Origin of the sequence: Streptomyces sp. WY228, from assembly GCF_019287315.1 — a bacterium.
GTDB classification, from domain to species: domain Bacteria; phylum Actinomycetota; class Actinomycetes; order Streptomycetales; family Streptomycetaceae; genus Streptomyces; species Streptomyces caviscabies.
In genome coordinates this window covers 6,166,539-6,185,557 of the sequence record NZ_CP079114.1, presented here as the reverse complement: position 1 = coordinate 6,185,557, position 19,019 = coordinate 6,166,539, and the positions used below count along the sequence as shown (strand labels likewise).

Annotated in this window: 13 protein-coding genes; 2 read left to right on the top strand and 11 right to left on the bottom strand. The window is 72.1% G+C overall.

Features of this window, described 5'->3' with window-relative positions:
* Positions 1 to 20 precede the first annotated feature (20 nt).
* The gene (locus KV381_RS27125) at positions 21 to 947 is read right to left on the bottom strand and encodes a proline dehydrogenase family protein (RefSeq protein ID WP_218786597.1); all 927 of its coding nucleotides are present in this window, start codon (positions 945 to 947) and stop codon (positions 21 to 23) included.
* A gap of 191 nt (positions 948 to 1,138) precedes the next feature.
* Here KV381_RS27125 and KV381_RS27120 point away from each other — a divergent pair, with 191 nt between their 5' ends.
* Positions 1,139 to 2,287: a CdaR family transcriptional regulator gene (locus KV381_RS27120; RefSeq protein WP_030078928.1), complete on the top strand. Its 1,149-nt coding sequence runs from the start codon at positions 1,139 to 1,141 to the stop codon at positions 2,285 to 2,287.
* 15 nt (positions 2,288 to 2,302) lie between these two features.
* Here the strand turns inward: KV381_RS27120 and KV381_RS27115 are convergent, their stop codons facing one another.
* Positions 2,303 to 3,085 (bottom strand): isoprenyl transferase, encoded by a 783-nt coding sequence (locus KV381_RS27115; RefSeq protein WP_030078930.1) that lies wholly within the window; start codon positions 3,083 to 3,085, stop codon positions 2,303 to 2,305.
* A gap of 305 nt (positions 3,086 to 3,390) precedes the next feature.
* Between KV381_RS27115 and KV381_RS27110 the strand changes: the two genes are divergently transcribed.
* Positions 3,391 to 5,097 (top strand): SpoIIE family protein phosphatase, encoded by a 1,707-nt coding sequence (locus KV381_RS27110; RefSeq protein ID WP_256995253.1) that lies wholly within the window; start codon positions 3,391 to 3,393, stop codon positions 5,095 to 5,097.
* Here KV381_RS27110 and KV381_RS27105 read toward each other — a convergent pair.
* The 9 genes from KV381_RS27105 to KV381_RS27065 all read right to left on the bottom strand — a co-directional run bounded on the left by KV381_RS27105 (position 5,051) and on the right by KV381_RS27065 (position 18,868).
* Complete coding sequence (locus KV381_RS27105) at positions 5,051 to 5,578, bottom strand: hypothetical protein (RefSeq protein ID WP_030078934.1); 528 nt, start codon at positions 5,576 to 5,578, stop codon at positions 5,051 to 5,053. The two genes, KV381_RS27110 and KV381_RS27105, sit on opposite strands and share 47 nt — an antisense overlap.
* Positions 5,575 to 6,273 carry a hypothetical protein gene (locus tag KV381_RS27100; protein WP_218786595.1) on the bottom strand — a complete coding sequence of 233 codons (699 nt, stop codon included), beginning with the start codon at positions 6,271 to 6,273 and terminating at the stop codon, positions 5,575 to 5,577. Before KV381_RS27100 ends, KV381_RS27105 begins: the two co-directional genes overlap by 4 nt.
* 90 nt (positions 6,274 to 6,363) lie before the next feature.
* On the bottom strand, positions 6,364 to 8,868 hold the full coding sequence (locus tag KV381_RS27095; protein WP_030632741.1) for a Tox-REase-5 domain-containing protein: 2,505 nt from the start codon (positions 8,866 to 8,868) through the stop codon (positions 6,364 to 6,366).
* 188 nt (positions 8,869 to 9,056) lie between these two features.
* Positions 9,057 to 10,649 (bottom strand): phosphoglycerate dehydrogenase, encoded by a 1,593-nt coding sequence (gene serA / locus KV381_RS27090; protein WP_030632739.1) that lies wholly within the window; start codon positions 10,647 to 10,649, stop codon positions 9,057 to 9,059.
* 294 nt (positions 10,650 to 10,943) lie between these two features.
* Entirely contained in the window at positions 10,944 to 11,945 is a 1,002-nt protein-coding gene (gene ilvC, locus KV381_RS27085) for a ketol-acid reductoisomerase (protein ID WP_030078942.1), read from the bottom strand.
* Between the two features lie 118 nt (positions 11,946 to 12,063).
* Positions 12,064 to 12,591: an acetolactate synthase small subunit gene (gene ilvN / locus KV381_RS27080; RefSeq protein ID WP_006127785.1), complete on the bottom strand. Its 528-nt coding sequence runs from the start codon at positions 12,589 to 12,591 to the stop codon at positions 12,064 to 12,066.
* A 23-nt stretch (positions 12,592 to 12,614) separates the two neighbouring features.
* The gene (locus tag KV381_RS27075; protein WP_103536721.1) at positions 12,615 to 14,471 is read right to left on the bottom strand and encodes an acetolactate synthase large subunit; all 1,857 of its coding nucleotides are present in this window, start codon (positions 14,469 to 14,471) and stop codon (positions 12,615 to 12,617) included.
* A 218-nt stretch (positions 14,472 to 14,689) separates the two neighbouring features.
* On the bottom strand, positions 14,690 to 17,512 hold the full coding sequence (locus KV381_RS27070; RefSeq protein WP_218787309.1) for a bifunctional diguanylate cyclase/phosphodiesterase: 2,823 nt from the start codon (positions 17,510 to 17,512) through the stop codon (positions 14,690 to 14,692).
* A gap of 408 nt (positions 17,513 to 17,920) precedes the next feature.
* Positions 17,921 to 18,868, bottom strand: a complete 948-nt coding sequence (locus KV381_RS27065; RefSeq protein WP_030632730.1) for a 2-hydroxyacid dehydrogenase — start codon at positions 18,866 to 18,868, stop codon at positions 17,921 to 17,923.
* Positions 18,869 to 19,019 lie beyond the last annotated feature (151 nt).

Below are 19,019 nucleotides of genomic sequence, written 5' to 3'. Positions count from 1 at the left end.
TGGGTCAGCCCGGGGGCTGCTCAGCCCTTGGTGAGGATCGAGCGGCCGAAGAACAGCAGGTTGGCCGGCTTCTCCGCGAGGCGGCGCATGAAGTATCCGTACCAGTCGGTGCCGTACGCCGTGTAGACGCGCATCCGGTGGCCCTCGGCCGCGAGCCGGATGTGCTCGTCGCTGCGGATGCCGTACAGCATCTGGAACTCGTACTCGTCCAGTTTGCGCCCGGCCTGGCGGCCCAGCTCCTGGGCGATGGCGATGAGACGGGGATCGTGCGACCCGATCATCGGGTAGCCCTCGCCCTCCATCAGGATCCGGGTGATCCGGACGTACGCCTTGTCGATCTCGGCCTTGTCCTGGTAGGCGACGGAGGCGGGCTCCTTGTAGGCGCCCTTCACGATGCGTACGCGGCTGCCGGCCTCGGCCAGGCGGCGGGCGTCGTCCTCGGTGCGGAAGAGGTAGGACTGGATGACGCAGCCGGTCTGCGGGAAGTCCTTCCGCAGCTCCTCGTGGATGGCGAACATCGAGTCGAGGGTGGTGTGGTCCTCGGCGTCCAGGGTGACCGTGGTGCCGATGGCGGCGGCGGCCTCGACGACCGGGCGCACGTTGGCGAGGGCCAGCTCGTGGCCGCCCTCCAGCGCTTGGCCGAACATCGACAGCTTGACGGACATCTCGGCGCGGGGGCCCAGGTCCAGGACCTTCAGGCGCTCGACGAGCTCCAGGTAGGCGTCGCGGGCGGCCTCGGCCTGCGCGGGGGTGGTGATGTCCTCGCCGACGACGTCGAGCGTGACCTCCAGGCCCTTGTCCGCGGCGTCCTCGACGATCGGCACGACCTGGTCGACGGTCTCCCCGGCGATGAAGCGGTCGACGACCTGCTTGGTGCCGGGCGCGGCCGAGATGAACCGGCGCATCTTGTCGCTGCGCGATGCGGCGAGAATCACGGGACCCAGCACGGGGCACCTCCACGAATGTACGGACGAAGGGCCGTAACGGTGCGAACGTGAACGGACCGGTACGGCACGGATAACCACCGTGAAATCTAGGGACCGCTCCGATCCTGTGCCATCGACACCTGTCACGCATCCGTGGCCGCCATCTCAGACATCTGTCTGAAGAAGGACGCGAACGGGTGCAGAATGGCGGAGTGACAGGCGATTACCAGGAACTGGTCGACGAGATCTCGGCCCTCCTCGACGCTCCGGCCACCCTGGAGAACCGGGACTTCGGCCTGGTCGCCTTCGGAGCCCACGACAGCGACGACGACACCGCGATGGACCCGGTCCGCACCCGCTCGATCCTGACCCGGCGCTCCACACCGGCCGTGCGCGCCTGGTTCGAGGGGTTCGGCATCACCCGGGCGACCGGCCCCGTCCGGATCCCCGCCGCCCCGGAGGCCGGGGTGTTCCGGGACCGCATCTGTCTTCCCGTACGCCATCGGGGCGTCGTCCTCGGGTACGTCTGGCTGCTCGACGCGGACCCGGGCCCGACCGACGAGCAGCTGGCCGCCGCGATGGAGGTCGCCGCCCGGATCGGGGCGCTGCTCTCCGACGAGGTGCGGGCGGGCGCGGACCTCTCACGGGAGTTCGGCGCGGTGCTCACGGCGGGTCCGGGCCGGCAGCACGACACCGCCGTCGCCGCGCTGGGCGAGGCCCTGGGCCGGGACGCGGAGGGGCTGCACACGGTGGTGTGCGTGACCCCGTGGGCGGACGACACGCCTTCGGTACGAGGAGTGGCCTCGACGGCCGCGCTGGCGACCGTCACCGCGCCGGGGGCCGCCGGGCCCCGGTCGCTGGCCGCGCTCGTCCGGCTGCGCTCGCCGGACCGCCTCGACCCGGCCCTGAGCGCCGCGGACCGGCTGCGCACCGGCGCCGGACCGGCCGCCACCGGGGGGATCGCCGCGCCGCGCCGGGGTCTGGAGGAGCTGACGGTCTCCTGGCGCGAGGCCACGGCGGCAGCCCGCGCGGCCCGCGCCGAGACCCGCTTCGGCCCGGTGGCCCGCTGGTCGGCGATCGGCCCGTACCGCCTGCTGACCGCCCTCCCGGGCACCGGCAGCGACCCCGGGGACCCGGCGGTCGCCTCGCTGCTGACCCCGCTGCACCGGGAGCTGGCGCACACCGCCGAGGTGTTCCTGGACTGCGCGGGCCAGGCGAGCCGGACGGCCGCCGCGCTGGGCATCCACCGCCAGACGCTCTACTACCGGCTCTCGCGGATCCAGCAGATCACCGGCCTGGATCTCAACGACGGCGAGGACCGGCTGCTGCTGCACATGGCGGTGAAGCGGGCGCGGCTGTAGCCGGTCCGGCGGCGCTCACTTGCCGAAGCGGCGTTCCCGGTTGGCGTACGAGCGCAGCGCGCGCAGGAAGTCCACGTGCCGGAAGGCCGGCCAGTAGCAGTCCACCCAGTGCATCTCGGCGTAAGCGGACTGCCAGAGCAGGAAGCCGGACAGCCGCTGCTCGCCGGAGGTGCGGATGATGAAGTCGGTGTGGTCGGCCACGGGTGAGTAGAGGTGGCGGGAGATGTCGTCGATCCCGAACCGGGCGACCAGCTCGGCCGGGTCGCCGCCGGCCGCGATGTGCTCCTCGAAGGCGCTCTTCACGGCGTCGACGATCTCGCGCCGGCCGCCGTAGCCGACCGCCACGTCCACCTTGAGGCCGCCGCGGCCGGTCGTGGCGGCGGTGGCCTCCTTGAGCACCCGGGCGCTGGTGCCGGGCAGCATGTCCAGCGAGCCGATCGCCCGGACCTCCCAGTCCCGGCCCTCGGCGGTGATGTCCCGGACGGTCTCCTCGATGACCTCGATCAGCGGGCCGAGCTCCTCGGCGGGGCGGCCCAGGTTGTCGTCGGAGAGCATGAAGAGGGTCACGTGCTCGATCCCGGCGGCCGTGCACCAGCCCAGGAACGTGGTCACCTTGGCGCCGCCCGCCCGGTAGCCCTCCCGGACGTCCGTGTGCCCGGCCTTGCGGGCCCAGCGCCGGTTGCCGTCGACCATGATCCCGACGTGCTGGGGGCGCGGCAGGCCCACCAGTCCGGCGGCGAGCCGGCGCTCGTACACCGCTTCGATGGGCCTTCGGAGGAACAGGGGGAGCAGCTTCATGAACCCTCTCCAGCACGGGACACCGGCACGGGACGGCGCCACGGGGCAGCGGCACGGGACAGCGGATGTCGACGGACCTTATCAGCGGCTCCGGAGCAAGGCGTCGGATCGTCCCGGACCGGGGCTTCCGGAGGCCGGACCGGCTCTGCGCGGGCACAATCGAAGTGCTGCTCAGAACGCCCCCGCGCGAGAAGGGGTACCACGTGGACCACCGTCCCGGCGGGCCGGGCACGCCGCTGCGTGCCGTACTCGCCCGGCTGCCCGTCCCACGGACCCTCCGGCGCGCCGTGGGCGCGGCCACGGCGATGAGCGGCACCCGCCGCCTGGAATGGCTCAACGCGGCGGGCGACCACATCGGTACCACGCTCGACCTGGACCGGACCGCCCAGGAACTGGCGGACTACGCCGTACCGAAACTGGCCGACGCGGCCGCGGTCGACCTGCTGGAATCGATCCTGCGCGGAGGCGAGGGGGAACGGAGCGGATCGGCCGAGGCGCCCCTGACCCGGGCCATGGCCGTGGCACACATCGACGAACTCGGGAACCTCGAACCGGACCCGGTGGGGGAGCTGACCACCTCCCACCCCTCCAAAGTGGCCCATCAGTGCCTGATCACGCGCCGGCCGGCGCTGGTGAGACGCATCGCCCCGCACCAGTACGAGTACATCGCCCCCACCTCGCACGCCGCCCTCGTCCTGCGCCGCGCGGGAGTGCACAGCTACCTGGCGCTGCCCCTCGTCTCCCGGGGCGTCCTGCTGGGACTCGTCGACTTCCTCCGGTCCGGGGACCGGCCGCCGTTCTCGCACGCCGACGTGGCCCTGGCGTGCGAACTGGCGGCGAAGGCCGCGGTGTTCGTGGACAACGCCCGCCTGTACGGGCGTGAGCGCGCGGCCGTCGTCACGCTGCAACGCGCCCTGCTCCCCCGCGCCGCCCCCTCCACACCGGGCCTCCAGGTCGTGTCGGGCTACCGGCCCGCCGTCGACCCCGGCGGTGTGGGCGGCGACTGGTTCGACGTGGTGGCCCTGCCGAGCGGACGCAGCGCCCTGGTCGTGGGAGATGTGATGGGCCATGGGCTGGCGGCCGCGGCGACCATGGGCCGGCTGCGCTCCGTCGCCCGTACCCTCCTGGGTCTGGACATCTCACCGGAACGCGTACTGGCCCGGCTCGACCTGGCCGCCCGCGACCTGGAGGAGGACCAGGTCGCCACCTGCCTGTGCGCCGTCTACGACCACGCCGAGCGGACGTACCGGCTGGCCAGCGCGGGGCACCCGCCGCCCCTGACGATCGACGCCGCCGGTCGTGCCGCCTTCCTGGACGTGCCCCCGGGCGCCCCCCTGGGCGCGGGGGTCATCCCCTACGACGAGGTGACGGCAAAGGTGCCGGAAGGCGGCCGCATCGTGATGTACACCGATGGGCTGATCAAGAACCGGCACGAGGACGTCGATGTTCTGCTGGAACGCCTGCGTGCGGCGGTCGACGGCCCGCCGGCCGCTCTCGCGGACAGCTGCGAGGCGGTATGGACCGGGACCGACAGCTGCGGTGGCGGGCGATTCGACGACGCCGTCGTGCTCATGGCCGAGAGCCTGTCGCAGTCCGACGCGGAAGTCGTCGTCTGGTCGCTCCCGTCCGACGGGTCGGCCGCCGGAGCCGCGCGCCGTCTGGTCCGCGCCCAGCTGGAACGCTGGTCGCTCACCGAACTGATGGACGTCACCGAACTGGTCGTGAGCGAGCTCGTCGGCAACGCCCTGCGCTACGGCGGTGGGCCGAGCGGGCTGCGCCTGCTGCGCCACGACCGGCTGTGCGTCGAGGTCTCGGACATCGGGCCGGATCTGCCCCAGATCCAGCACGCCCCCCTCAGCGCCGAGGGCGGCCGCGGTCTCCAGCTGATCAACATGCTCTGCCGCCGGTGGGGCTCCTGCCGGACACCCGACGGAAAGGTCGTCTGGGCCGAGCAGGATCTGCCCTCTACGACGGCGAACCCTCATCACGCGCCGCCACGGCCCGGTCGCTGACCAGCGCCGCCAGCACCAGCGGCTGGTCACCGTCGCTCCGTCCGAGGGTCAGGGCGAGCCGACGGCCGGTGGCGCCCACCGGGCCCCACACCACCAGGTCCCCGTACAGGTCCTGCCGGAACAGGGCCTCGAACAGCGGGTCCACCGCCGAGCCGCCCTGCCACCGGAGCAACGGCACATGCAGGGGGACCTCGGTGTGCGGGCCCCATCGGTGGCCCAACTCCACCGCCAGGGACATCAGGCGGGCCTCGGCCGCCTCCTCCGCGTCGCTCCACTCGGGGGCGTACACACCGGTCATCGGGTCGCCCTCCCAGAGCGGGACGATACGGAAGCCGGGCCCCTGGGTGGCGGTCCACTCGCCGGTCGCCGGGTCGCCCGCCGCGGTCGTGGGGCCGGTGAGCGGCAGGGGCACGGTGAGGAGGTCCTCGACCTCGGTCAACGCCCGCCCGAGGTCGAAGGACTCCCCCGCCCGGGCGGTCACAGCACCGCCCGGTCCATCGGGCGGGGCAGCGGGGCCAGCGCCCCCGCCTCGCGCAGCCGCTCGTACACCCGCACCACCGTCGCGCTGTCGCCCGGGGCCGCGATGCTCAGCAACTCCCCGCCGCCGGGCAGGGGTTCGCGGACCGTCTCCAGGTCGCCGGGGACGAGGGCGGCGCGGGCCGGGGAGAGATAGCCGGTCCGGCCGACGACCGGGTCGCCGACGGAGTACCCGGCGTCGTCCTCCAGCGCGTCCAGCACGTCGTCGTCGCTCACATCGCCGAAGTCCGGTTCCCACACCCGGGCGACGAGGGACAGCAGCGCCTCCTCGGGCACCACGGCCTCGTCCGGGGCGTGCAGGGTGATCGCGAGCGACTGGAGCAGGAACTCCGGTGCTCCCCCGGCCAGTCCGCTGACCTCCGCCTGCCAGCCGCGCGCCCCGGTGCCGACGAGCCGCAGCCCGGTGCCGGTCAGATCCGACCAGTCGGCCGCGCTCTGGGCGGTGCGGAGCGCGGCGAGCAGGGTGTCGCCGTCGGCGGTGAAGGCGGTGGCGGGCCCGTTCCCGTGGACCTGGCCCCAGACGTCGGCCGCCTGCGGGACCAGTTCGGCGAGTCCGTCGAGGGTCCGCCGCCACCGGTCGGCCAGCGCCTCGGCCGGCTCCGGCCTGGGACCCCAGAAGCCCCGCACTACACGTCGCATGCTCGTCTCTCCTCCGTCGCCCGGCCCGCTGCACCCGCGGTCCCCCGGCCGGACGGCGGCCGGGATCACCACGCGTTGCAGGCTACTCGGCTACTCGTCGAAGGCTCCCGGTTTCCTCGTGCTGTCGTTCGGCTTCGTCGGGCTGTGGACCACCTTGACGGGCAGCCCCTCGTCACGGAACGCCTTGCGCGCGGCCTTGGCCACGTCCGGGTCGGAGAAGTGCCACTCCACGGTCCGGCCGCCGGACGCCTCCACCTGGGCGCGGGCCTCGGTGACGAACTTGTCCTTGCCGGACGGGGTGAGGGTGCCGCTGTCGGTCTTGGACAGATAGCTGCCGTACCCGTTCTTGGCCTCCAGGAACGTCTGCCGGGAGGAGTCCCATCCGTCGTACTCCACCGCCGGCTTGCCCTCGCGCGGATGCGGAACGACGTACTCCTGGCCCCGGTTGGTGCCGGTGACCTGCTCCTGGTAGCGGAGCCAGGACTCGTTCTTCCAGTTCGGCGCGGGGTTGCGGTCCCGGCTCGCCCAGTAGCCGTCGCCCGCGTCGGCGTCCCCGAGCGTACGGTCCTTGAGGTCGTCGGCCCAGGACGGCGGGTTGTAGTTGCGCGGGTCGGAGGTGTCGTTGCGCTGCGCCTCGGGGTACTTCTTCTTGTCCAGCTCCGCCTTGCGCGCCCGCTCCGGCTCCTCCAGCCGCTTCTGCTCCAGGTGGGCGGCCCGCTCCGCCGCCCGCGCCTCGGCGGCGGCCGCCTTGGCCGCCTCGTCGCAGCCGCCCTCGGCGAGGATCACCCGGGCCGGGGAACCGGCCGCCAGCACACCGGTGCCCGCGCCCGGCACACCGCCGGCGCCGCCGGAGCCGTACCGCACGAGCGGCGGCCCGCCCGCGATGGCGCAGCCGGTCCGGCGCGCCGCGTCCTCGGCGGTGTCCGCCGCCTCGTCGGCCTCCTTCGCCGCTTTCCGTACGCCGTCGAGGTCGCCGGCCTCCGCGGCCTTGCGGGCCCGGCGGGCCGCCGCGCCCGCGTCGTCGGCGGCGCGGCCCACGGCTCCGGCGACCTTGCCCAGCACCCCGAGCTTGCCGACCTTGCCGACGACCTTCCCGACGTTGTAGCCGGGGATGAAGATCGATCCGACGTTCCAGATCACATCGGTGACGGCCCGGGTCTTCTCGCCGTTGTTCCAGCGCTCGCGGACCTCGTCCCCGACGAAGATGTCGTCGCCCACGGAGACCACGGTGTTGACGGAGGCCCCGCCCCAGTCCAGGAGAGCGCCCAGGTAGTCGCCGTCGGCCCACTTGTCGCCCGCGCCCGAGGAGTCCTTGACCCACTGGTCGCCGAGCTGCTTGCCGTAGTCGACCAGCCCCGACCAGGTCTCCGGCTTGAACAGGTCGATGATCCCGGAGATGTCGCCCCAGATCCCGTCGACCACGAGGCCCTTGAAGACCTGCGTCGTACGGTCCCAGGCGCAGCCGAAGAAGCCCCAGCCGCCGCAGTCCTCCTTCTCCTCGGCCTGCTCGCCGCCCTCACCGTCACCGTCGTCGGACGCCTGTACGTCGTAGGCGGCCTCGGGCTCCTCGTTGTCCTCGGGGAAGGTGTCCTCGCCGGTGCCGGGGCGGTCGGCGTCGTCGGGTCCGCCGGTGCCGCCGCTCGTCGTGGTGGAGCCGGGGCCGCCGGAACTCTCGCCTCCGGTGGCGCCTTCCGTGCCGCCGGTGCCTTCCGTGCCGCCGGCGCCTTCCGTACCACCGGTGCCGCCGGGCCCTCCTGTGCCGCCCGTGCTGCCCGTGCCGCCTGTGGCGTCGCCGCCGGTCGTGCCGCCGGTCGTCGTCGAGCCGCCGTCGGCTCCCCCGTCCGTACCGCCGTCCGCGCTCCCCGACGTACCGCCGTCCGTTCCCCCGCCGTCCGTGCCGCCACCGTCCGTGCCGCCGCCCGGCTGTTCGCCCGCCTCGACGGAGCCGCTGCCCGGCGAGACCGGGCAGGAGCTGCCGGTCAGCGAGCAGATCGCGGACTGGAGGCCCTCGGTGATCCGGCCGCCGAGGCCGCCCACGGTCAGGGCCGCGATCAGCGCGACGACGATCAGGACCAGGCCCAGGTACTCCAGCGCGGTCTGGCCCCGGTCCCGCTTCCAGGTGATCATGTGCGGGAGCGAGAACTTCGGCGGCCGGCCGCGCTCGCCGGGCGGCAGCCGGAACCACTCCCGGCTCCCCCGGCGGTTGACCAGGACGAGGATCAGGACCGGCAGGACCAGCTGCGTCAGTCCGTCCGGCGAGCCGTCGCCGAGGTTGGCGAGACCGCCGAGAATCAGCCAGATCTGGACGGCGACGATGCCCCACCGCACCCGTGCGCCACCGGTCCGCACATGCCGGGCCAGCAGCGCCGCGAGCACCCCGGGCGCGGAGGCGTACAGCAGGATGCCGAGCACCTCGGCGCCCATCGCGTCCACCGCGAGCGCCGAGCCGGACAGGCCGATCGCGCCCAGCACCGTGGCGCCGAAGAGGACGAGGAGAGCCACCCGGACCGCGGTGAGCGGGCCCGGAAGGTCACGCCGCGGGGCGACGGCCGGGGCCGGGCCTCCCGCTACGGGTATGCCACCGACAGCAGACATACGCGATCCGACCCCCGGTGCCCATGAGTGACATGACAACCGGTCACCCTAGGGTCGGGCGCCCCTTCACGTCGTGGGCCCCAGGGCCCAACCCCGGGCCCACCCGGACGGGTTGACCCGCGGCGGAACGACGGCTGCCGGGCGCCCCGGTGGAGGGGCGCCCGGCAGCCGGGGTCGTGCGGGGCGGGTCAGTCGGTGAGGTTCACCGAGCGGGCCGAGGACGCGCCGATCTCCTCGGCAATCTCGGTCAGCACCGGCTGCGGGACCGTCTCGTCGACGGTGAGGACGACCAGCGCCTCGCCGCCCTCCGCGGCCCGGGACACCTGCATGCCCGCGATGTTCAGCCCGGCCTCGCCGAGGATCTTGCCGACCGCGCCCACCACACCGGGACGGTCCTGGTAGCGCAGGACGACCATGTGGTCGGCGAGCGCCAGATCGACGTCGTGCTCACCGATGGCGACGATCTTCTGGAGGTGCTTCGGGCCGGCCAGCGTGCCGGAGACCGCGACCTCCTGGCCGTCGGAGAGCGTGCCGCGCACGGTGACCACATTGCGGTGGTCCGGCGACTCGGAGCTGGTGGTGAGGCGGACCTCGACACCGCGCTCCTGCGCGAACAGCGGGGCGTTGACGTAGGAGACGGTCTCGTCGACGACGTCCTCGAAGACGCCCTTGAGGGCCGAGAGCTCCAGCACCTTGACGTCGTGCTGGGTGATCTCGCCGTACACCTCGACGTCGAGCCGGGCCGCGACCTCGCCCGCGAGCGCGGTGAAGATCCGGCCGAGCTTCTCGGCGAGCGGCAGACCGGGGCGTACGTCCTCGGCGATGACGCCGCCCTGGACGTTGACCGCGTCCGGGACCAGCTCACCGGCGAGCGCGAGGCGCACCGACTTGGCGACCGCGATGCCCGCCTTCTCCTGCGCCTCGTCGGTGGAGGCGCCGAGGTGCGGGGTGCAGACGACCTGGTCGAACTGGAAGAGCGGGGAGTCCGTGCAGGGCTCCTTCGCGTACACGTCGAGGCCGGCGCCGGCGACGCGGCCCTCCTTCAGTGCGGAGTACAGCGCCTCCTCGTCGACGATCCCGCCGCGCGCGGCGTTGACGATGCGGACCGAGGGCTTCACCTTGTGCAGCGCCTCGTCGCCGATGAGACCGAGGGTCTCGGGGGTCTTGGGCAGGTGCACGGTGATGAAGTCGGCGACCTCCAGCAGCTCGTCCAGGCTGAGGAGCTTGACGCCCATCTGCGCGGCGCGGGCCGGCTGGACGTAGGGGTCGTAGGCGACGACCTTCATGCCGAAGGCCGACATGCGCTGGGCGACCAGGACGCCGATGCGGCCGAGGCCGACGACGCCGAGGACCTTCTCGCTGAGCTCGACGCCGGTGTACTTGGAGCGCTTCCACTCACCGTTCTTGAGCGCGGTGTTGGCCTGCGGGATGTTGCGCGCGGTGGCCACCAGCAGACCGCAGGCCAGCTCGGCGGCGGTGACGATGTTGGAGGTCGGGGCGTTGACGACCATCACGCCGGCCTTGGTGGCCGAGGAGACGTCGACGTTGTCCAGGCCGACGCCCGCGCGGGCCACGACCCGGAGTTTCCCGGCGGCGGCGATGGCCTCGGCGTCGACCTTGGTGGCGGAGCGCACCAGGATCGCGTCGACGTCGGCGATGGCGGGGAGCAGCTCGGCGCGGTCCGCGCCGTTGCAGTGCCGGATCTCGAAATCCGGACCCAGAGCGTCGACCGTGGCGGGCGACAGCTCTTCAGCGATGAGTACGACAGGCTTCGAGCTCACGTGAGTCCTCACAAGTCCAGTGCGGACGGCCGTCCCGACGGCCGCAGGCGGTGGAGGGGCTAGCCGCGTGGTAGACGCACGACACTGTGGGCCCTGACGCGTGTATGTGTTGAGAAGTGTAGTCATGCGGCGGGCTTCGTACTGCGCCCCGGTGGAAGGATCACCCGCACGAGGGTGGACGTCGTGGACACCCGTACGGAACAGCCCCTCCGGACCCCCGTACGGAGCGACTCCTCCGGCTGCTACGGAGCGGGGCGGGTCCTGTGGCCAGGACCCGCCCCGCTCCCCCGAGGCCTAGGCCTCTTCGTCGTTCACCCAGCTCATGAGCTTGCGCAGCTCACGGCCCGTGGTCTCCAGCAGGTGGTCGCTGTCGGCCTTCTTGTACTCGTTGTACTTGGGCAGACCGTTGTGGTACTCGGCCATCCAGTTCTTGGCGAAGGTGCCGTCCTGGATCTCGGCGAGGACCTTCTTCATCTCGGCCTTGGTGGCGTCGGTGATGATCCGCGGGCCGGTGACGTAGTCGCCCCACTCGGCGGTCTCCGAGATGGACCAGCGCATCTTCTCCAGGCCGCCCTCGTACATGAGGTCGACGATGAGCTTCAGCTCGTGCAGGCACTCGAAGTACGCGATCTCCGGCTGGTAGCCGGCCTCGGTCAGCGTCTCGAAACCGGCCTTGACCAGGGCGGCGGTGCCACCGCAGAGGACGGCCTGCTCACCGAACAGGTCGGTCTCGGTCTCCTCGGTGAAGGTGGTCTTGATGACGCCGGCGCGGGTGCCGCCGATGCCCTTGGCGTACGAGAGGGCGAGCTCCAGGCCCTTGCCCGAGGCGTCCTGCTCGACGGCCACGATGCACGGAACGCCGCGGCCCTCCTCGTACTGGCGGCGGACCAGGTGGCCGGGGCCCTTGGGGGCGACCATGCAGACGTCGACGTTGGCCGGCGGCTTGATGAAGCCGAAGCGGATGTTCAGGCCGTGGCCGAAGAACAGCGCGTCGCCGTCCTTGAGGTTGTCCTTGACGGACTCCTCGTAGACCTGCGCCTGGATCGGGTCCGGGACGAGGATCATGATGACGTCGGCCTCGGCGGCGGCCTCGGACGGGGTCACCACGCGCAGGCCCTGCTCCTCGGCCTTGGCCTTGGACTTCGAGCCCTCGTGCAGACCGACGCGGACGTCGACGCCGGAGTCACGGAGCGACAGCGCGTGGGCGTGGCCCTGGCTGCCGTAACCGAGAACCGCGACCTTGCGGCCCTGGATGATGGACAGGTCGGCATCGTCGTCGTAGAACAGCTCGGCCACTGGGTCTTCTCCTTGGTGTGCAGGTGTTGCGTCCCACCGTACGGCGGGGTGCGTCGTATGCGTTGTCGGGTCTCGCCATGCGAGCGGAGCGCGTGACTCCGCCCGGGGGTCCGTCGGCTCAGGCCGAGCGGTCGAGGGCGCGCAGGGACCGGTCGGTGATCGAGCGCGCGCCGCGCCCTATGGCGATGGTGCCGGACTGGACGAGCTCCTTGATGCCGTACTGCTCCAGCATCTTGAGCATCGCCTCCAGCTTGTCGGCCCCTCCGGTCGCCTCGATCGTGACGGCCTCCGGGGAGACGTCGACGGTCTTGGCGCGGAACAGCTGGACGATCTCGACGATCTGGGAGCGGGTCTCGCTGTCGGCGCGGACCTTCACCAGGACGAGCTCCCGCTGGATCGCAGCGGACGGCTCGAGTTCGACGATCTTCAGGACGTTGACCAGCTTGTTGAGCTGCTTGGTCACCTGCTCCAGGGGCAGGCCCTCGACATTCACGACGATGGTGATGCGGGAGATGTCGGGGTGCTCGGTGGTACCGACCGCGAGCGAGTCGATGTTGAAGCCGCGTCGGGAGAACAGGGCGGTGATCCGGGCGAGGACACCGGGCTTGTTCTCGACCAGGACGGAGAGCGTGTGCTTTTCGGACATGGGAGTCGTTCTCTCTCTGTCTCTCAGTCGTCTTCGTTGTCGCCGAAGTCGGGGCGGACGCCGCGGGCGGCCTGGACCTCGTCGTTGGAGGTGCCGGCGGCGACCATCGGCCAGACCATGGCGTCCTCGTGGACGATGAAGTCGATGACGACGGGGCGGTCGTTGATGGAGTTGGCCTCTTCGATGACCTTGTCCAGGTCGGCCGGGTCCTCGCAGCGGATGGCGTAGCAGCCCATGGCCTCGGACAGCTTGACGAAGTCCGGGACGCGGGTGCCCTTGGCGGCGTTGCCTTCCGTGTCCGCGCCGGAGTGCAGCACGGTGTTGGAGTAGCGCTGGTTGTAGAAGAGGGTCTGCCACTGGCGGACCATCCCGAGGGCGCCGTTGTTGATGACGGCGACCTTGATCGGGATGTTGTTGAGCGCGCAGGTGGTCAGTTCCTGGTTGGTCATCTGGAAGCAGCCGTCGCCGTCGATGGCCCAGACCGTGCGGTCGGGCATGCCGGCCTTGGCGCCCATCGCGGCCGGGACCGCGTAGCCCATCGTTCCGGCGCCGCCGCTGTTGAGCCAGGTGGCGGGCTGCTCGTAGTCGATGAAGTGGGAGGCCCACATCTGGTGCTGGCCGACGCCCGCGGCGAAGATCGTGCCCTCGGGGGCGAGCTTGCCGATGCGCTGGATGACCTGCTGCGGCGAGAGGCTGCCGTCCTCGGGCAGGTCGTAGCCCAGGGGGTAGGTGTCGCGCCAGCGGTTGAGGTCCTTCCACCACGCGGTGTAGTCGCCGGTGTGGCCCTCGGTGTGCTCCGCCTGGACGGCCTGGACCAGGTCGGCCAGGACCTCGCGGGCGTCTCCGACGATCGGCACGTCGGCGGTGCGGTTCTTGCCGATCTCGGCCGGGTCGATGTCGGCGTGGACGATCTTGGCGTACGGGGCGAAGCTGTCCAGCTTGCCGGTGACGCGGTCGTCGAAGCGGGCTCCGAGGGCGACGATCAGGTCGGCCTTCTGCAGCGCGGTGACGGCGGTGACCGCACCGTGCATGCCCGGCATTCCCACGTGCAGCGGGTGGCTGTCGGGGAAGGCGCCGAGCGCCATCAGGGTGGTGGTGACGGGCGCTCCGGTCAGCTCCGCGAGGACCTTCAGCTCGGCGGTGGCGCCGGCCTTCAGGACACCGCCGCCGACGTACAGCACGGGCCGCTTGGACTGGGTGATCAGCTTGGCGGCCTCGCGGATCTGCTTGGCGTGCGGCTTGGTCACCGGGCGGTAGCCGGGCAGGTCCTGGGTGGGCGGCCAGCTGAAGGTGGTCTTCGCCTGGAGGGCGTCCTTGGCGATGTCGACGAGGACCGGTCCGGGGCGGCCGGTGGAGGCGATGTGGAAGGCCTCGGCGATGGTGTGCGGGATGTCCTCGGCCTTGGTGACCAGGAAGTTGTGCTTGGTGATCGGCATCGTGATGCCGCAGATGTCGGCTTCCTGGAAGGCGTCGGTGCCGATCGCCTTGGAGGCGACCTGGCCGGTGATCGCGACGAGCGGCACGGAGTCCATGTGCGCGTCGGCGATCGGGGTGACCAGGTTGGTGGCGCCGGGGCCGGAGGTGGCCATGCAGACGCCGACCTTGCCGGTGGCCTGTGCGTACCCGGTGGCGGCGTGACCGGCGCCCTGCTCGTGGCGGACCAGGACGTGGCGGACCCGGGTGGAGTCCATCATCGGGTCGTAGGCGGGGAGGATCGCACCGCCGGGAATGCCGAATACCGTGTCGGCGCCGACTTCCTCGAGAGAACGGATGAGGGACTGCGCGCCCGTGACGTGCTCAACGGTGACGGACGGCTGTCCGCCGGTACGGGCGCGCGGCTGCGGGTGGTGGGCCCCGGTGGCCTGCTCGGTCATCGGCATTCTCTTCTCGAAGCTGAGGGTTTTCGCGGGTGTTTTGCAGCGGTTTGAGCGGTGTCAGTGCAACAAAAAACCCCTCGTGCCGTGAGGCAAGCGAGGGGAGCGCGCCGGGTGCGGTCCGCAGAGTGTCGTGGAGTGACTCTGCTTCAGCCGACGCGCTTTCCAAGTACGAGAATTCGGGTGCGCATGGCATTGACCCTCTCTCCGGCACGCATGACGTGTCAAGTGGGTGGGACGGGCGTCTCAGTATGTGATCCGGTGAGCAGCGGGATCGAGCCGCCCGCCATCACCGGCCGGGGGCTCGGAATGCCCGGTACGGGGAACTCCCCGCGGACCAGGGCGCGTCGCAGCCGGTACTCGTCGAGCGGTCCGGAGAAGGCCATCCCCTGGCCGTGGGTACACCCCATGGCGCGCAGGGCGAGGACCTGCTCGGGCACGTCGACGCCGTCGGCGACGGACTGGAGGCCGAGATCGCAGGCGATCCGCAGGAGACCGCTGGTGATCTTGTGCAGCCGGGCCGATTCGACGACGCCCTCGACCAGATTCCGGTCGAGCTTCAGTACGTCGATGGGGAGCCGGCGCAGGGCGTTGATCGCCGCGAAGCCGCTGCCGAAGCCGTCGAGCGCGATCCGTACGCCGAGCCGGCGCAGGGCCACCAGGCGCTGCTCCAGGGCGTCGAAGGAGACCCGGGGGTCGCTGTCGGCCACCTCGATCATCAGGGCGCCCGAGGGCAGCCCGTGGCGCGTCAGCAGCGCCTCGATGGAGCCGGGGGGCGGGCCGGCGTCCAGCAGCCGGGCGGCGGAGAGCCGGACGGAGACGGCGACGGGGTGTCCGGCCCTGGCCCGGTCGGCGGCCTGTTTCACGGCCTCCTCCAGGAGCCAGCGGCCGAGCTCCGCGGTGCGGTCGTCGTCGCCGGTGACCCGCAGGAACTCGGCGGGGGTGAACAGGATGCCCTGGGCGGAGCGCCAGCGGGCCTGGGCGGCGACGGCGGCGACGGAGCCGCTGGCGAGGTGGACGACGGGCTGATGGAGCAGGGCGAACTCGCCGTCGCGCAGGGCGGTGCGCAGCCGGGCGGCCAGCTCGGAGCGGCGTACGACGTCGGCCTGCATCTGCGGGGCGTAGAGCTCGACCCGGTCCTTGCCGCCGGCCTTGGCGCGGTACATCGCGAGGTCGGCGTTGCGCATGAGGTCGGTGGGGCTGATGGCGGGCTCGGCGAAGGCCACCCCGATGGAGGCGGCCACCCGGACCTCGCTGGGGCCGATCCGGTAGGGCTGGGAGAGGGTGAGCCGCAGCCGGTCGGCGATCTCGTGGACCTGGTATTCGCGGGCGCCCTGGTCGCGGGTGCCGTCGCCCATGATGAGCGCGGCGAACTCGTCGCCGCCGAGTCTCGCCGCGGTGTCGCCGGCCCGGACGGAGTCCTGGAGGCGGCGGCCCGCCTGGATGAGCAGCTCGTCGCCCGCCTGGTGGCCGATGGTGTCGTTGACCTGCTTGAAGCCGTCGAGGTCGATGAAGAGGACGGCGGTGCCGGGGTCGCCCGAGCGGCGGCCGCCGAGCGCCTGGCGGACCCGGGCGGTGAACAGGGCCCGGTTGGGCAGGTCGGTGAGCGGGTCGTGCTCGGCGTTGTGCTGCAACTGGGCCTGGAGCCTGACCCGTTCGGTGACATCCCGGCTGTTGAGGAGGAGGCCGCCCTGGTGGCGGTTGACGGTGGACTCGACGTTGAGCCAGTCGCCCGTGCCGGAGCGGAAGCGGCACTCGATCCGGGTGGTGGGCTCCTCGTGCGGCGGGCCGGCGAGGAAGCGGCGCAGCTCGTGGACGACCCGGCCGAGGTCGTCGGGATGGATGATCGAGGACAGCTCGGAGCCGACGAGATCCTCCGCCTCGCGCCCGTAGACCCCGGCGGCGGCGGGGCTGACGTAGCGCAGGGTGCCGCTGGGCGCGGCGATCATGATGACGTCGCTGGATCCCTGCACCAGGGAGCGGAAGTGGTTCTCCTTCTGGGCCAGTTCCTGGGTGAGGGAGATGTTGTCGAGGAGCATGATGCCCTGCCGGACGACCAGCGCCAGGACGACGGTGCACGCGGTGAAGATGACGACCCGGTCCACCCGGCGGCCCTCGACCACGTTGTACAGGATGCCCAACGTGCAGACGGCGGCGGCGAGATACGGCGTCAGCGCGGCCAGCGAGCCGGCGATGGGCCGGCTGGCGATGGCGCGCGGGGGCCCGGGGCGGGCGGGCTGCCGGTCGGCGCGCCGGGCGCCCCACGGGGCGTAGGCGAGGAGCAGCGACCCGGCGAACCAGCCGGCGTCGAGGAGTTGGCCCGAGTGGTAGGTGGAGCGCAGCAGCGGCGAGGTGAACACCGCGTCGCTGAGCACGGTGAGGGCCAGGGCGGCGATGGCGGTGTTGACCGCGGAGCGGTTCACTCCGGCCCGGCGGAAGTGCAGGGCGAGCACCATCGAGACCAGCACGATGTCGAGCAGCGGATAGGCCAGCGAGAGGGCCGCGGGCGCCACGGTGGTGTCCTGGAAGCCCGCCAGGTGTGTGGTGTGCGCGAGGGCCAGGCTCCAGGCGAGCGTCAGCAGCGAGCCGCCGATCAGCCAGGCGTCCAGGGCCAGACACACCCAGCCGGCGCGGGTGACGGGCCGTTTGGCGAGCACCAGCAGTCCGACGATGGCGGGCGGCGCGAAGCAGAGGAAGAAGACGTCGGCGAGGGAGGGCGTGGGCACGGGGACGCCGAGGATCACCTCGTACCAGCCCCAGACGGCGTTTCCGCAGGCCGCCATGAGAGAGGAGAGCGAGAACAGCAGCCAGGCGGGCCGCAGCCGGCCCGCGCCCGTCCGCGCGTAGAGGAAACAGGAGACCGCGGCGATCAGCGCCGCCGCCGCGAGACCGAAGTCGCCCATGAAGACGGCGACCTGCGGCGAGCCCCAGCCGACGGCGGCGCCCACCGAATACGCCGCGCAGACGAAGCCCAGCAGGATCCGGGACCGCATCCCTGTGGAGCCGGAGGCGGACCGCGAGGCGAGCAGGGCCCCCAGCGCGCTCACCGGAGGGCTCCCCGCCCCGGGCCCGCCGGGCAGGTGCGGCCCGGGGCCCGGAGCCTCGCGGGGCGCCCTCGGCGCCGCTCGCTCCGGCTCGGCCCGGGCGGCGTCGGCGATGCCGGTCCGGGGCAGGAATCCGGCCATCCGCGGGTGCTGTGCTCCGTCGTCGCGGACGGCAGCGGCCGTCCGCCCGTCCGCTTCGGATCGTCTCTCCATGGCCAGCACATCGCCCGTCGCCCCCTCGCGTTCCGGTGCTCCCCCCGCGCCGTCCCTTCCACGGCGCAGCCCCCCGGATCGGACGATACACCAGATCCGTCACTCAGGGCCATAGATTCTCTACGCTCCGTGACGAAAGGCGAGGTGAGCGGCACTGCGTGCATCCGGACCACCCCGTAGCGTGGCCGCCTCGGCGGCTCAGCCGGTGGTGCGTACCACGTTGCGCACCGGCTCTCCGGCGGCGAACCGGGTGAGCTGCGCGGCCAGCAGTCGCTTGGCGCGCGGTTCGAACGCCGAGGTGCTGCCGCCCACATGGGGCGTGATCAAGACATGCGGAGCATGCCAGAGAGGATGGCCGGCGGGCAGGGGTTCCGGGTCGGTCACGTCGAGTGCGGCCCGCAGCCGTCCGGATTCCAGTTCGGACAACAGGGCCTTGGTGTCGACGACTCCGCCGCGCGCGACGTTGACGAGGAGCGCGCCGTCGCGCATCGCGGCGAGGAAGTCGGCGTCCACCAGCCCCTGCGTGGACGGGTTCAGCGGGGTGGAGAGGATCACGATGTCCGCCTCGGGCAGCAGGGCGGGCAGATCGTCGAGCGTGTGTACGGGGCCGCGTGCGGTGGTCCGCGCGGAGCGCGCGACGCGCGCCACCCGCGCGCACTCGAACGGGACGAGCCGGTCCTCGATGGCCGATCCGATGGAACCGTAGCCCACGATGAGAACGGACTTGTCGGCGAGCGCGGGGTAGAAGCCGGACCGCCACTCCTCCTTGTCCTGTCCGTGGACGAACCCGGGGAAGCCGCGCAGGGAGGCGAGGACGAGCGCGATCGTCAGCTCGGCGGTGGACGCCTCGTGGACCCCCTTGGCGTTGCAGAGGCGTACGCCGGCGGGCAGCACGCCGAGGCCCGGCTCCACATGGTCGATGCCGGCGGAGAGCGTCTGCACCACCTGGACGGCGCCCATCGCGGCGAGCGGGCGCACCGCGATCTCGGGGCCCTTCATGTAGGGCACGACGTAGTAGGCGCAGTCGGCCGGGTCCGCGGGATAGTCCGGTTCGCCGTCCCAGAAGAGGTAGTTGAGGCCATCGGGCAGCCCGTCGATCTCCTCGGCCGGGAAGGGCAGCCACACATCGGCAGTCGTCGCAGTCATGGTCAGGAGGCTATGCGACGGGTGTGCGAACACTCCAGGACGGCGGCCCGGACTCCGGGGCCGTCGGCGCGGGTCCACCGTGCGCGGAGCCGGTCTCTCGGCAGGTTGCACAAACTCCGCCGTCGGTGATTGCCGCGATTGCGCAGAGACG

Excerpts from the sequence above, each read along its gene's own strand:
- KV381_RS27115 (WP_030078930.1), bottom strand. The coding sequence starts at position 3,085 with ATGAAGCTGCTCCCCCTGTTCCTCCGAAGGCCCATCGAAGCGGTGTAC.
- KV381_RS27110 (WP_256995253.1), top strand. The coding sequence starts at position 3,391 with ATGAGCGGCACCCGCCGCCTGGAATGGCTCAACGCGGCGGGCGACCAC.
- KV381_RS27100 (WP_218786595.1), bottom strand. The coding sequence starts at position 6,273 with ATGCGACGTGTAGTGCGGGGCTTCTGGGGTCCCAGGCCGGAGCCGGCC.
- KV381_RS27095 (WP_030632741.1), bottom strand. The coding sequence starts at position 8,868 with ATGTCTGCTGTCGGTGGCATACCCGTAGCGGGAGGCCCGGCCCCGGCC.
- ilvN (WP_006127785.1), bottom strand. The coding sequence starts at position 12,591 with ATGTCCGAAAAGCACACGCTCTCCGTCCTGGTCGAGAACAAGCCCGGT.
- KV381_RS27075 (WP_103536721.1), bottom strand. The coding sequence starts at position 14,471 with ATGCCGATGACCGAGCAGGCCACCGGGGCCCACCACCCGCAGCCGCGC.
- KV381_RS27065 (WP_030632730.1), bottom strand. The coding sequence starts at position 18,868 with ATGACTGCGACGACTGCCGATGTGTGGCTGCCCTTCCCGGCCGAGGAG.